This window comes from Brachybacterium sillae (assembly GCF_025028335.1).
Taxonomy (GTDB): Bacteria; Actinomycetota; Actinomycetes; order Actinomycetales; family Dermabacteraceae; genus Brachybacterium; species Brachybacterium sillae.
Window position 1 is genome coordinate 906536 of record NZ_JAFEUW010000001.1, and the last position, 13504, is coordinate 920039.

Consider the following 13504-nt stretch of genomic DNA (forward strand, 5'->3'; position numbering starts at 1 on the left):
CTTCGTCTCTTCTCGGTGCGGCCGCCTCAGGCGACCGACCCTCCGAAGATGTCGATGGTTCCGTCGACCAGGGTCACGATCGCGCGCTTGGTGTCCTTGCGCTTGCCCATCCCGAAGCGGGTGCGGCGGGTCTTGCCCTGGCGGTTGATGGTGTTCACCGAGAGGACCTTCACGCCGAAGACGGACTCCACGGCGTTCTTGATCTCGGTCTTGTTGGCGCGGGAGTCCACCACGAAGGTGTACTTGCCCTCGTTCATCAGGCCGTAGCTCTTCTCGGAGACGACGGGCGCGAGCAGCACGTCGCGCGGGTCCTTGTTCAGCGAGGTCACTTCGACTCCTCCTCAGCGGACGCCCGGACGGCGTTCACGAAGCCGGCGGCCTGTGCGGCCTCCTCCGTCGCGAACCAGACCTCGGCCTTGGTGCGGCCGTACCACGGGGAGTCCTCGGTGTGGTACTTCATCGAGCCCGCATTGCCCTTGATGGTGTAGCCGGACGGCGCGGTGCCGTCGGCCAGGGCGGCGGCCGAACCCTCACCGTACGGCGCGGCGGCCGCGGCGGAGACCGGCGTGGCGGACTCGTCCGCGGTGACCCGGCGGGCCCCCGCGGCGGAGGCGGGCAGGGTGAGCGTGGCCGTGGCCACGAACGCCTCGAGCGCCCCGGTGGTGAACACGACGTCGTCGGACAGCATGACGTCGTAGGTGTTCAGCTGATCGGCGAACAGCACATGCGCGTTGCGCAGGTTGCGCGCGGACATCGCACCCAGCTCGTCGGCGCGGTCGACGACCACCAGTAGGTGGCGACGATCGGAGACGGCGGACAGCGTGCGCACGGCGGCCTTGGTGGACGGTGCGGTGCCCTCCAGCAGAGCGGAGACCACGTGCACGCGGCCGTGACGGGCGCGATCGGAGAGGGCACCGCGCAGGGCGGCGGCCTTCATCTTCTTCGGGGTCCGCTGGCTGTAGTCGCGCGGGACCGGCCCGTGCACGACGCCACCGCCGGCGAACTGCGGAGCGCGGGTCGACCCCTGGCGGGCGCGGCCGGTGCCCTTCTGCTTGTACGGCTTCTTGCCGCCACCGGACACCTCACCGCGGTTCTTCGCCTTGTGGGTGCCCTGACGAGCGGCCGCCAGCTGGGCGACGACCACCTGGTGGATCAGCGGAACATTCGTCTGCGCGTCGAAGATCGACGCGGGGAGCTCGGCGGTCCCGGACTTCTTGCCGGCCGGATCGAGCACGTCGACGGTCAGATTGGCCATCGGTCTCAGGCCTCCTTCGCGGAGCTCTTGACGGCGGAGCGGACCAGCACGAGGCCGCCCTTGGGGCCGGGGACGGCGCCCTTGACGAGCACGAGGCCCTTCTCCACGTCGACCGCGTGAACGGTCAGGTTCTGAACACTGGTGCGGACGTTGCCCATGCGGCCCGCCATGCGCAGGCCCTTGAACACGCGCCCGGGGGTCGAGGCGCCGCCGATGGAACCCGGCTTGCGGTGGTTGCGGTGCGCACCGTGGGAGGCGCCCACACCCGCGAAGCCGTGGCGCTTCATGACGCCGGCGGTGCCCTTGCCCTTGGTGGTGCCGACGACGTCGACCTTCTGGCCGGCCTCGAAGATCGACGCGTCGATCTCCTGGCCGACGGTGTACTCCGAGGCGTTGGAGGTGCGCAGCTCGGCGAGGTGACGGCGCGGGGTCACGCCGGCCTTCTCGAAGTGGCCCTTCAGCGGCTTGGAGACCTTGCGCGGGTCGATCTGCCCGTAGGCGATCTGCACGGCGTCGTAGCCGTCGGTCTCGACGGAGCGGACCTGGGTGACGACGTTCGGTCCGGCCTGCACGACGGTGACGGGAACGAGCTTGCCGTTCTCGTCCCACACCTGGGTCATGCCGATCTTGGTGCCGAGCACGCCCGAGACCGGGCGGGCGGCCTGTCCGGTGAGGTTGTTGCTCATGTCGACCTGCCTCAGAGCTTGATCTCGATGTTGACGTCCGCCGGCAGGTCGAGGCGCATGAGCGAATCCACGGCCTTCGGCGTGGGATCGACGATGTCGATCAGTCGCTTGTGCGTGCGCATCTCGAAATGCTCACGGGAGTCCTTGTACTTGTGGGGCGACCGGATGACCACGAACACGTTCTTTTCAGTCGGCAGCGGCACCGGGCCCACGACCGTCGCACCGGCACGGGTCACCGTGTCGACGATCTTGCGCGCCGAGCTGTCGATGACCTCGTGGTCGTACGACTTGAGCCGGATGCGGATCTTCTGTCCCGCCATGGCGTCCTTCGTCTCTCTCTTCAACGTCAGATGACATTTCCGCAGTCGGCTCCGGCCCCCGAGGACGGGCGTGTCGGACTCCTCGGGGTGCATCGACCCGTGTGGGGGCTGCCGTGTCCGGCTGCGGTGTCCGTGCTGATCCCTTCGACGATGCGCATTCGGGGGCGGGTGCCCACCGTTCGCATCCCCGGGACGGGCCACGTCCGGTGATCATTCGCCCCGCGCGATGCAGTGCGCCCACGGGGAGAACGGAACCGGGGATGTCGGCCCGCACAGACAACCCCGCCAGTCTGCCATCCCCGGTGGTGGTCCCTCAAGGCCGCGGGCGGTGGACCGTGTCACAGCCCACCGCCCGCCGATGGTGCGCTGCCCGCGCACCGATCACAGACTCACCCGATCAGGGAATCACTTGTCGGTGCTGGTCCCGACCCCGCCCTGCAGCTGACGCTGGAAGATCACGTACACCACCAGCACCGGCAGCACAGTGATCACCACGGAGGCGAACATGCCTGCCCAGACGGTGCGGTAGCCCTGCTGTGCCTGCAGGTTCACCAGCCCCTGCGCCAGCACCGCATTGCGCGGATCCGTGTTCAGCACCAACGGCAGCAGGTACTGGTTCCACAGGCCCAGGAAGTTGAAGATCGCGACCGACACCAGACCCGGCTTCGCCATCGGCAGCATGATCTGGAAGAAGGTGCGGAAGTCGCCCGCCCCGTCCAGCGCCGCGGCCTCGGAGCTCTCCTGCGGCAGGCCCACGAAGAACGAATGCAGGAAGAACACCGTGAACGGCAGGGCGAACGCCACGTACGACAGGATCACGCCCAGCAGTCCGATGCGCCCGCCGATCAGCCCCATGTTCTGCAGGATGAAGAACAGCGGGACGACCGCCAGGAAGATCGGGAAGGTGAGGCCCGCGATCATCCCGTAGTAGATGATGCGGTTGCCGCGGAAGGAGAACCGCGCCAGCACGTAGGCGCACATGGCGCCCAGCAGCATCACCATGGCCAGCGCGGAGCCCACCACGATCACGGTGTTGAGGAAGTACTCCCGATGTTCGCCGCATTCCACGCCCGGGAGTAGTTGTTCCACTGCGGGGAGGCGGGCAGACCGAACGGGTCGGTGAGGATCTCGTTGGAGGTCTTGAACGAGGTGTACACCGTCCACAGCAGCGGGAACAGCACCAGCACCGCCCACAGGGCGAGCACCAGGTGCGAGACGGCGCTGACGCCGCGGTCCGAGGCGGGACGCCGCGGGGTTCGTCGGTGGGTGGCCGGCGCGGGGGCCGGGGTCACGGTGGTGCTCATCGGGAGCCCTCCTTCCGGCTGCGGCCCAGACCCATGACGATCAGGGCGACGAGCATCGTCACGAGCGCCATCACCACACCCATCGCGCTGGCCTCACCGACACGGCCCTGACTGAAGGCCGTCTGGTACAGGTACTGGGAGACGACCCTGGTGCTGTTGTCGGTGCCGCCGTTGGGCGTCATCACCGCGATGAAGGTGAAGGCGTCCAGCGCGAAGATCCCCATGTACACCAGGGCGGTGGAGACGCTGTCGCGCATCATCGGCGCCACGATCTGCACGGCCGTGCGGAAGCGCCCGGCACCGTCCAGCCGCGCCGCCTCCAGCACCTCCTGGCCCACCGACTTGATGGCCGCCACGAACATCACCATGTAGAAGCCCACGAAGGTCCAGATGATCGCGAAGGCCACCGCCCCGAGCGCCACCCGCTGGTCACCCAGCCAGGCGATCGACACGGGGCCCGCCCCGAAGGGCCGCAGCACCAGGTTCAGCAGACCGTTCAGCAGGCCCGCACTGGGGTGGTACACGAAGTTGAACAGGATGCCGGTGATCACCGCCGGCACGGCGTACGGGAAGAAGCTCACGACCCGGTAGAACGGCGAGCCGCGCACGCCCCGCACACCACCCTGGGTGCTGCCGCCGAAGGTCAGCATCACCGCCAGGGCGAAGGCCAGTCCGATGGTGACGATCGGCAGCACGGCCAACAGCACCAGGTTGTTGCGCAGCGCCTTCCAGAACACGGGGTCGCCCGCGATCCGCTGGTAGTTCTCCAACCCGATGAACCGCATCGACGGGCTCAGACCCGACCAGTCCGTGAAAGAGTAGTAGAACGACTGGACGAACGGGGAGACCACGAACATCAGGTAGACGCCCAGCGGGATCCCCAGGAAGACCAGGAAGAACAGAGCACGCTCAGGAGTCGGGCGCCGACGGCGACGACGCCCCGCGACCGGGGCGGCCTGGGGCGTCGTCTCCGCCGGCGTGACCGGCGTGGGGGAAGGCTCATGCAGAGACCTCGAACTTGGTGATGGAGTCGTCGTCACGGACCTTGTCGATCATGGCCTGCTCGCGCTGCCGCAGCGTCGCGGCATCGATGTCGCCCTTGAGGAAGCTGGTCCAGTTGGTGATGGTCTCGGGGCCGAGGCCGTACCAGTCGACGAAGTTGTAGGTGAAGGTGTTCTCACCGGCCGCCGAGATCAGCTTGGTCACCGAGGCCAGGGCGCTGGAACCGAAGCCGTCCTCGGGCACGGTGTCCTTGATGACCGACGGGGCCTTGGTGAGCTTCGAGAAGTTCGCGGCCTGCTCCTTGGAGAGCATGACGCGCAGGAACTCGGCGCCACCGGCGGGGTTCTGGCCCTTCGCCGGCACGAAGTACTGCTCGGCAGCGGTGCCGTGGAGTGCCCCGTAGGGCAGCGCGCCGTCGCCCTCGACCGCCGGGTACGGCGCGGCTGTCATCCGGTACCCCTCGGGGGTCACGTCGGCCTGCTCGTTCTCGATCCGGGAGCCGGACGGGTAGAACACCGACTTGCCCTGCACCCAGGCGGTCTGGGCATCGGTGTGCTTGATGCCCTCCCCGCCGGGCTGGAAGTACCCGGCCTTCACGGCCTGCCCCATGGCGTCGTACGCCTTGACGATGGCGTCCTGATCGAAGGCGCCCTCCTCCAGGCGGTCGATCTTCTGCAGGACCTCCTTGCCTCCCAGCTGGGCGGCCGTGGAGAGGGTCATCTCCTGGTAGTAGTTCGACGCGTTCTGTCCGCCGGAGGAGAACAGCCACCGACCCTCGTCCTTGACCGTCTCGCCGAGGGCCATGAGCTCCTCCCAGGTCTGCGGGACCTGCCAGCCCTTCTCCTCGAACTCCTTGGCGGAGTGCCACAGGGCGAACACGGTGTAGACGTAGTTCATCCCGAGGAACTTGTCGCCGAACATGCCCGGGGTCTTGACCCCCGGCAGCAGATTCTCCTCGACCGTGCCCTCGGCGTCGAGCATCGGGGCGGCGAGCAGATCGTCCAGGGCGGCGAGCTGCGGCACCAGACCGTCGATGGCGAGCTTCTGGGCACCGGAGTTGTCGAACACATCCGGCGGGTTGCCACCCGCGAAGCGCGGCTGCAGGTCCGGCTGGATGTTCACGGTGGAGCTCACCTTGACGTCGGCGTCCGGGTAGAGCTCCTTGTACTTGGTGCCGGCGTCCTGGGCGTACTGGTCGCCATAGCCGCCGTTGAAGATCACCGCATCGACCGGCTTGGTGCCGTCGACACCCAGCGGGTTGTCGGCGGACTTCTGCTCGCCCGCGACGGAGCCGCCGCCCTGCTGGGCATCATCGCCACCGCCACCTCCCGCGCAGGCGGACCGGGCCAAAACTCCGGCACTGCCACTGGCGAGGGCCAGGAATCGACGACGGGACGCCCCGAGGAGTTCGAGCGGCGAGGGAGTGGTGGACTCGGTTCCTCTTTCTCCAGTGAAAGGCACGGCCGGTCTACGTGGACATCGACAGACGACATCCGACCCGGTCCGTGATGGGAACAGCTGTAGGCCCTGACGGCCCTCCCGTCCCGGGACATGCCGTCACGAGAGCGACCTGTCCTGTCATCCGCCGTGACCGTCATGCACGCCGGCATCCGGGGAGCGTCCACGGGCGCCGTCTATGGTGTGCGCATGAGTGCACCACACCAGACATCCCCGCTGACCACGCGGGTCTTCGACCTCGCCCACCCCCGCTCCCTCGGCGTGTACGCCACCTACGAGGAGGTGCAGACCGTCGTCGACACCCTGGCCGACCACGACTTCCCCGTGCAGAGCACGATGATCGTGGGCACCGACCTGAAGCTGGTCGAGCGCGTCACCGGCCGGATGACGGTGGGCCGCGCCTTCACCAACGGGCTCGTGCAGGGCCTCCTGCTGGGCCTCTTCCTGGGCGCGATGTTCATGCTGCTGTCCTCAGCCCCGATCCTGACTCTGCTGTGGACGGCCCTGATGGGCGCGATCTTCTTCGGCATCTTCGGGGCGCTCGGCCATGCCGCCACCCGCGGCCACCGTGACTTCACGTCCCTGACCGCCACGATCCCGCTGCAGTACGAGTTGATGGTGGAGCACAACCACGCCGAGCAGGCGCGGGAGATCCTGCGCGGTGCGGGCGGTATCCCCACCCCGGCGACGCCGGCCACCCCGGTCGCGTCGCCCCACCCCGTCGCATCGGGCACGGAGGACACCGCCGACGGCTCCGGCCGCGTCCGCCCGTCCTACGGTCTGCCGGCGCAGGAGGCCCCGCGTCCCGCGGAGCCTGGGCGCCGCGAGGACGGCTACGGATACAGCGACGACACCACTCCCCCGCGCCTGCCCTGAGCGCGCCACCCCGGTGGGGCTCGCCCCGGGCGCGGGGCATCCCCCGCCGAGGACGAGCATGCGGAAGGCCCCGGACCTCGCGGTCCGGGGCCTTCTCACGTCAGGGGTTCTCCCCCGGCGTCGTCACTGCGGGCCGTGGCCCGCGGCGATCACTTGGTGATCTTGGTGACGCGGCCGGAGCCCACGGTGCGGCCACCCTCACGGATGGCGAAGCCGAGGCCCTCCTCCATGGCGATCGGCTGGATGAGCTCGACCGACATCTCGGTGGAGTCGCCCGGCATGACCATCTCGGTGCCCTCGGGCAGGGTGATGACGCCGGTGACGTCCGTGGTGCGGAAGTAGAACTGCGGGCGGTAGTTCGAGTAGAACGGGTTGTGACGGCCGCCCTCGTCCTTGGACAGGATGTAGACCTGCGCCTCGAAGTTGGTGTGCGGGGTGATCGAACCCGGCTTCACGACGACCTGACCGCGCTCGACGTCCTCACGCTTGGTGCCACGCAGCAGCAGACCGCAGTTCTCACCGGCCCACGCCTCGTCCATCTGCTTGTGGAACATCTCGATACCGGTGACGGTGGTCTTCTGAGCCTCGCGGATACCCACGATCTCGACCTCGGAGTTGATGGCGAGCTTGCCGCGCTCCACCTTGCCGGTCACCACGGTGCCGCGGCCGGTGATGGTGAAGACGTCCTCGATCGGCATGAGGAACGGCTTGTCCATGTCACGGACCGGGTCCGGGATGGACTCGTCGACGGCGTCCATGAGGTCCTCGACGGACTTGACCCACTGGGCGTCGCCCTCGAGGGCCTTCAGCGCGGACACGCGGATGACGGGGGCGTCCTCGTCGAACTCCTGGGAGCCCAGCAGCTCACGGACCTCCATCTCGACGAGCTCGAGGATCTCCTCGTCGTCGACCATGTCGGACTTGTTGAGGGCCACCAGCAGGTAGGGCACGCCCACCTGGCGGGCGAGCAGCACGTGCTCACGGGTCTGGGCCATCGGACCGTCGGTGGCGGCCACCACGAGGATGGCGCCGTCCATCTGCGCCGCGCCGGTGATCATGTTCTTGATGTAGTCGGCGTGACCCGGAGCGTCCACGTGGGCGTAGTGACGCTTCTCGGTCTGGTACTCGATGTGCGAGATGTTGATCGTGATACCGCGCTGCTTCTCCTCCGGCGCGTTATCGATCTGATCGAAGTCCCGCTTCTCGTTCAGGTCCGGGTACTTGTCGTACAGGACCTTGGAGATGGCGGCGGTCAGCGTGGTCTTGCCGTGGTCGACGTGACCGATGGTGCCGATGTTGACGTGCGGCTTGGTCCGCTCGAACTTGGCCTTGGCCATTTTGTGTGTCCTCCTAGGACTTCTTCTCTTTCGGGTACTGCAGGTTCGGGGTCGGCCCGCCGCGGATCAGAACGATCCGCCGCGCTCCGACAGTGACCGGGAGGGCGGCCGACGGTTGATCGTACCGCCCTCCCCGTGACTCACTCGCCCCGGGTCTTCGCGACGATCTCGTCCGAGATGTTCTTCGGGACCTCCGCGTAGCTGTGGAACTGCATCGTGTACATCGCACGACCCTGTGTCTTGGACCGCAGGTCGCCGACGTACCCGAACATCTCCGACAGCGGGACGAGAGCACGGACGACCTTTGCCCCGCTCACGTCCTCCATCGACTGGACCTGCCCGCGACGCGAGTTCAGGTCGCCGATGACATCTCCCATGTACTCCTCCGGCGTGCGCACCTCGACGTCCATGACGGGCTCGAGGAGCACCGGCTGCGCCTTCTTCAGGGCCTCCTTGGTGGCCATGGAGCCGGCGATCTTGAACGCCATCTCGGAGGAGTCGACGTCGTGGTAGGCGCCGTCGATCAGGGTGGCCTTCACGTTCACGACCGGGTAACCGGCCAGCACGCCGGACTGCAGGGCGTCCTGGATGCCGGCGTCCACGCTCGGGATGTACTCACGCGGGATGCGACCACCGGTGACGGCGTTCTCGAACTCGTAGAACACGCCCTCCTCGGCGTCCTCCAGCGGGGCGTAGGTGATCTGCACCTTGCCGAACTGGCCGGAGCCACCGGTCTGCTTCTTGTGCGTGTAGTCGAACTTCTCCACCGTGCGGCGGATGGTCTCGCGGTACGCCACCTGCGGCTTGCCGATGTTCGCCTCGACCTTGAACTCGCGGCGCATACGGTCGACGAGGATGTCGAGGTGCAGCTCGCCCATGCCCTTGATGACGGTCTGGCCGGTCTCCTCGTCCAGCTCCACCTGGAAGGTCGGGTCCTCCTTGGCGAGCTTCTGGATGGCCACGGAGAGCTTCTCCTGGTCGCCCTTGGTCTTGGGCTCGATGGCCACGGAGATCACCGGCTCCGGGAAGGTCATCGACTCCAGCTGGATCGGGTTCTGCGCATCACAGAGGGTGTCACCGGTGGTGGTGTCTTTGAGTCCGATGAACGCGTAGATATGGCCGGCGAAGGCCTCATCCACGGGGTTCTCCTGGTTGGAGTGCATCTGGAACAGCTTGCCGATGCGCTCCTTCTTGCCGGTGGTGGCGTTGAGCACCTGGGCGCCGGTCTCGACCTGGCCCGAGTACACGCGCACGTAGGTGAGGGAGCCGAAGAACGGGTGGGTGGCCACCTTGAAGGCGAGCGCGGAGAACGGCTCGTCGGTCGACGGCTTGCGGGTGAGCTCCTTCTCCTCATCCTTCGGGTCGTGGCCGATCATCGGCGGCACGTCCAGCGGGGAGGGCAGGAAGTCGATCACGGCGTCGAGCATGGGCTGCACGCCCTTGTTCTTGAACGCCGAACCCGCGAACACCGGGTAGGCCTGCGAGGAGATGGTCAGGGCGCGGATGCCGGCCTTGAGGTCCTCGAGGGACAGGTCGCCCTCCTCGAGGTACTTGTCCATGAGCTCCTCGGAGCTCTCGGCGACGTCCTCGATCAGCTTGGCGCGGTACTCGTCGACCGTGTCCTGCAGCTCGGCCGGGATCGGAACCTCGATCTGCAGCTGGCCCTTGGTCTCGTCGCCCTTCTTGGCGTTGAACTTCTTGTCGTCCTCGGGGAACACCTCGGGCCACTCGTAGGCCTTCAGCGTGAGGAGGTCGACCACGCCGCGGAAGTCGTTCTCGGCGCCGATCGGCACCTGCATCACGAGCGGCTTCGCACCGAGGCGCTCGATGATGGTCTTCACCGTGAAGAAGTAGTCCGCCCCGAGCTTGTCCATCTTGTTGACGAAGCAGATGCGCGGCACGTCGTACTTGTCGGCCTGGCGCCACACCGTCTCGGACTGCGGCTCCACGCCCTCCTTGCCGTCGAACACGGCGACGGCGCCATCGAGCACGCGCAGCGAGCGCTCCACCTCCACGGTGAAGTCCACGTGGCCGGGGGTGTCGATGATGTTGATCTGGTTGTCGTTCCAGTAGCAGGTGGTCGCGGCGGACGTGATGGTGATGCCGCGCTCCTTCTCCTGCTCCATCCAGTCCATCGTGCCGGCGCCGTCGTGGGTCTCGCCCATCTTGTAGTTGACACCCGTGTAGAACAGGATGCGCTCGGTCGTGGTGGTCTTGCCGGCATCGATGTGGGCCATGATGCCGATGTTGCGGACCTTCTTGAGGTCGCTGAGCACTGCGAGTGCCACGGGCTTGTCGCCTTTCTGGTGGGCTGATGCGGATCGACGGGACAGGGACTGCGGACGAGAGGAGGTGGGGCCCAGCGGGGTGGGCCCCACCTCGACTCACCAGCGGTAGTGTGCGAAGGCCTTGTTGGACTCGGCCATCTTGTGAGTGTCCTCGCGGCGCTTCACCGCGGCGCCGAGGCCGTTGGAGGCGTCGAGGATCTCGTTCATGAGCCGCTCGGTCATGGTGTGCTCACGACGGGCGCGGGAGTAGCCGACGAGCCAGCGCAGGGCCAGGGTGGTCGACCGGCCCGGACGGACCTCGACCGGCACCTGGTAGGTGGCGCCGCCGACGCGGCGGGAGCGCACCTCAAGGCTGGGACGGACGTTGTCCAGCGCCTTCTTCAGCGTGGCGACCGGGTCCTGGCCGTTCTTCTCACGGCAGCCCTCGAGGGCGCCGTAGACGATGGACTCGGCGACGGTCTTCTTGCCGTCGAGCAGGACCTTGTTGATGAGCTGCGTGACCAGCGGGGACCCGTAGACCGGATCCACCACGAGCTGGCGCTTGGGAGCTGCACCCTTACGAGGCATTACTTCTTCTCCTTCTTCGCGCCGTAGCGGGAGCGGGCCTGCTGGCGGCCCTTCACGCCCTGGGTGTCGAGCGAACCGCGAACGATCTTGTAGCGGACGCCCGGGAGGTCCTTCACACGGCCGCCGCGCACGAGCACGATCGAGTGCTCCTGCAGGTTGTGGCCGACGCCGGGGATGTAGGCGGTGACCTCGATGCCGGTGGACAGACGCACACGCGCGATCTTGCGCAGCGCCGAGTTCGGCTTCTTCGGGGTCTGGGTGTACACGCGCGTGCAGACGCCGCGGCGCTGGGGCGAACCCTTGAGCGCAGGCGTCTTCGAGGCGGAGGTCTTGGCCTTTCGCCCCTTGCGCACCAGCTGCTGGATAGTGGGCACTGATTCTCTTCCTGCTCCGCCGCAGACCGTGTTGGGGCCTGCGGATCACCGTCTTCCGGCCGCCGGGGCGACCGCCGACCCGTCCGCCTCCTCCCCCTCAGGGGCGGGTGCGGACGACCCGGTCCGGCCGGGGTTCCGACCGGGCACCGAGGGGCACCGTGCTCGTGAGCCCGGGCAGCCGGGCCGAGACTCGACTCCCGTGAATGGGCATGCCGCAAGGATCCGCTCCTCGCGGGGGACCGGGGTCCCGGATCACGACCAGAGGGCACTCCGGACGCATCCGTCAGTCTACTGAGCGCCTCCGGACAGGGTCAAAGGGTGCACCGCGACCGGGCGCACATCACACTCCACGCTCCCGCCCGTGAACGCGGAGCGGGCCCCGTCCCCGGAGGACGGAGCCCGCTGATGCGGCCGTTCCCGGCCGCTGGACGTGTGGGGGTCGACGTCAGCCGACGATCTGCCACTGGACGGTCATGTGGCCCTGGTTCAGGTCGCCGATCGCATCGAAGGCGGCGCGGGACAGGTCCAGGCAACGGCCGCTGATGTACGGGCCGCGGTCATTGATCCGCACGGTGACGCTGGCCCCGGTGTCCGGGTTCGTCACGCGCACCCGGGTGCCCAGGGGAAGGGTCTTGTGGGCGGCGGTCATGGCGTTCGGGTTGAAGCGCTCACCGGAGGCAGTCATCTGCCCCTCGTCGTAGAACGATGCACCGCAGGTGTTGACGCTCCCCTGCGGGGTGCCCCCCTGATCCGTGGAACGCGACGACTCGGAGCTGCGGGTCGGGCTCGGCGTCGAGGTCTTCCGCGGGGCCGGGCTCGAGGTCTTGCGCGGCGCGGAGCTCTTCTCCGAGGACCGCGTCGACTCCTCCACCGGAGCCTTGGAGGGCTTCGACGACGCCGCCTCCCGACGCTCCTCGCTGCGGGAGGAGGCCTGGGATTCGCCGCTGGTGCGCGGCTTCGGGGCCGGGCGCTCCTTGGTGCCGACGAGGATCACGCGATCCTGGGGCTGCTTGGTGACCTTCTCGGAGGAACGCTCGGGGGCGCCGGCCTTGCCGTCGACCTTCTTCTCATGCAGCACCACGGTGCGCTCGCCCTCGACACCCTCGGACTGGACCTTGCGCTCCCCCTGGAACAGCTCGTCGGTCTTCTTCTCGACGGTGCGGAAGGGGATCTTCTCCGTGACGGTGCGGTCGCCCTCGCGCACCCGCTGCACGGTGACGACCATGCCGTCCTTGAGTAGCGTGTCGCGACCCGGGTTCGCGGTGTCGGAGGGCTGGATGTCCTGCAGCACCTTCTTCATGGCCTCATCCACGGTGACCGCGTTGACCTCGAAGGTGTCCTGCCCGTACTGCCCCTTGAAGGTGACGGTCTTGCGGGTCACGACGGTGACCTGATTGCCCTCGGCCTGGAGCTTCGTCGTGGGGGCCGGGGTGATGGTGGCCCCGGCCAGCGGCGCCTCGAATCCGCGCAGGGCATCGGCCACGGTGGTGCCGGGCGTAAGGACCTCGGTCGCCTTGCCGTCAATGGTGACGGTGACGGGTCGCTGCTGCACCACCTGGATGGTGGTGTCATCATCCACCGGAGTGTCGAGCGCAGGAGTGACGAGGTCGGTGGCCCGCGGGGTCACCCCCTGGGAGGCGAGCACCTGCTCGACGGTTCCGCCGAAGGTGCGCACCGAGCTGTGCTCGCCGTACACGGTGAGATCCACCTGGTCCGACACGGCGTACGCCGCACCGCCGCCGCCGAGCGCCAGAGCGCACGCGGTCGCGGCCGCACCCAGGATCACGGGCTTCTTCGACATTCTCTCTCCCACCTCGTCGGGCCTCCCTGCGGCCCCTCATGCGTCGTCGTCGGGGCCGGAGCCCCCGCGGCGGCACCGCGGGACCAGAGGAGAGGTCCGGGGAAGGTGCGCACGCGCCGCTTCCCCCATCCTCGGAGGCATCCGATGACCGCGGCAGGAGACGGCCCGAGGTTTGGGCACGGTCCGGACGGACTTTTGCCCTCCCTTGACCGCATGGGCGACGGCGGTCACGCCGG

The 13504-nt window shown here is 68.0% G+C and carries 14 protein-coding genes; 1 reads left to right on the forward strand and 13 read right to left on the reverse strand.

What is annotated here, in order from left to right:
* Positions 1-26: 26 nt before the first annotated feature.
* The 8 genes from rplW to ngcE form a co-directional block, all read right to left on the reverse strand.
* Positions 27-329, reverse strand: a complete 303-nt coding sequence (gene rplW, locus JSY14_RS04160) for a 50S ribosomal protein L23 (protein ID WP_259557504.1) — start codon at positions 327-329, stop codon at positions 27-29.
* Positions 326-1255 carry a 50S ribosomal protein L4, sunset domain variant gene (rplD, locus tag JSY14_RS04165; protein WP_259557506.1) on the reverse strand — a complete coding sequence of 310 codons (930 nt, stop codon included), beginning with the start codon at positions 1253-1255 and terminating at the stop codon, positions 326-328. The genes rplW and rplD overlap by 4 nt, the downstream gene beginning before the upstream one ends.
* Positions 1256-1260: 5 nt before the next feature.
* Positions 1261-1941: a 50S ribosomal protein L3 gene (gene rplC / locus JSY14_RS04170; RefSeq protein ID WP_259557507.1), complete on the reverse strand. Its 681-nt coding sequence runs from the start codon at positions 1939-1941 to the stop codon at positions 1261-1263.
* An 11-nt stretch (positions 1942-1952) separates the two neighbouring features.
* Positions 1953-2261 (reverse strand): 30S ribosomal protein S10, encoded by a 309-nt coding sequence (gene rpsJ / locus JSY14_RS04175; RefSeq protein ID WP_006502853.1) that lies wholly within the window; start codon positions 2259-2261, stop codon positions 1953-1955.
* A gap of 405 nt (positions 2262-2666) precedes the next feature.
* Positions 2667-3329 carry a carbohydrate ABC transporter permease gene (locus tag JSY14_RS04180; protein WP_349773586.1) on the reverse strand — a complete coding sequence of 221 codons (663 nt, stop codon included), beginning with the start codon at positions 3327-3329 and terminating at the stop codon, positions 2667-2669.
* Complete coding sequence (locus JSY14_RS12455; RefSeq protein WP_349773587.1) at positions 3287-3565, reverse strand: ABC transporter permease family protein; 279 nt, start codon at positions 3563-3565, stop codon at positions 3287-3289. Before JSY14_RS12455 ends, JSY14_RS04180 begins: the two co-directional genes overlap by 43 nt.
* Positions 3562-4605 (reverse strand): carbohydrate ABC transporter permease, encoded by a 1044-nt coding sequence (locus tag JSY14_RS04185; protein WP_259557508.1) that lies wholly within the window; start codon positions 4603-4605, stop codon positions 3562-3564. Before JSY14_RS04185 ends, JSY14_RS12455 begins: the two co-directional genes overlap by 4 nt.
* Positions 4565-6028, reverse strand: coding sequence for an N-acetylglucosamine/diacetylchitobiose ABC transporter substrate-binding protein (ngcE, locus tag JSY14_RS04190; RefSeq protein WP_259557509.1), 1464 nt, complete (start codon positions 6026-6028; stop codon positions 4565-4567). The genes JSY14_RS04185 and ngcE overlap by 41 nt, the downstream gene beginning before the upstream one ends.
* A 186-nt stretch (positions 6029-6214) precedes the next feature.
* Here ngcE and JSY14_RS04195 point away from each other — a divergent pair, with 186 nt between their 5' ends.
* Complete coding sequence (locus tag JSY14_RS04195; protein ID WP_259557510.1) at positions 6215-6901, forward strand: YflT domain-containing protein; 687 nt, start codon at positions 6215-6217, stop codon at positions 6899-6901.
* 149 nt (positions 6902-7050) lie between these two features.
* Here JSY14_RS04195 and tuf read toward each other — a convergent pair whose 3' ends face one another.
* From tuf to JSY14_RS12395, 5 genes are all read right to left on the reverse strand, one after another.
* The gene (gene tuf, locus JSY14_RS04200; protein WP_259557511.1) at positions 7051-8238 is read right to left on the reverse strand and encodes an elongation factor Tu; all 1188 of its coding nucleotides are present in this window, start codon (positions 8236-8238) and stop codon (positions 7051-7053) included.
* A 140-nt stretch (positions 8239-8378) separates the two neighbouring features.
* Positions 8379-10526 (reverse strand): elongation factor G, encoded by a 2148-nt coding sequence (fusA, locus tag JSY14_RS04205; RefSeq protein WP_259557512.1) that lies wholly within the window; start codon positions 10524-10526, stop codon positions 8379-8381.
* A 96-nt stretch (positions 10527-10622) separates the two neighbouring features.
* Complete coding sequence (gene rpsG / locus JSY14_RS04210; protein WP_259557513.1) at positions 10623-11093, reverse strand: 30S ribosomal protein S7; 471 nt, start codon at positions 11091-11093, stop codon at positions 10623-10625.
* Positions 11093-11467, reverse strand: coding sequence for a 30S ribosomal protein S12 (gene rpsL, locus JSY14_RS04215; RefSeq protein WP_259557514.1), 375 nt, complete (start codon positions 11465-11467; stop codon positions 11093-11095). The genes rpsG and rpsL overlap by 1 nt, the downstream gene beginning before the upstream one ends.
* Positions 11468-11912: 445 nt before the next feature.
* Positions 11913-13268 carry a septal ring lytic transglycosylase RlpA family protein gene (locus JSY14_RS12395; protein WP_285892247.1) on the reverse strand — a complete coding sequence of 452 codons (1356 nt, stop codon included), beginning with the start codon at positions 13266-13268 and terminating at the stop codon, positions 11913-11915.
* Between the last annotated feature and the right edge of the window lie 236 nt (positions 13269-13504).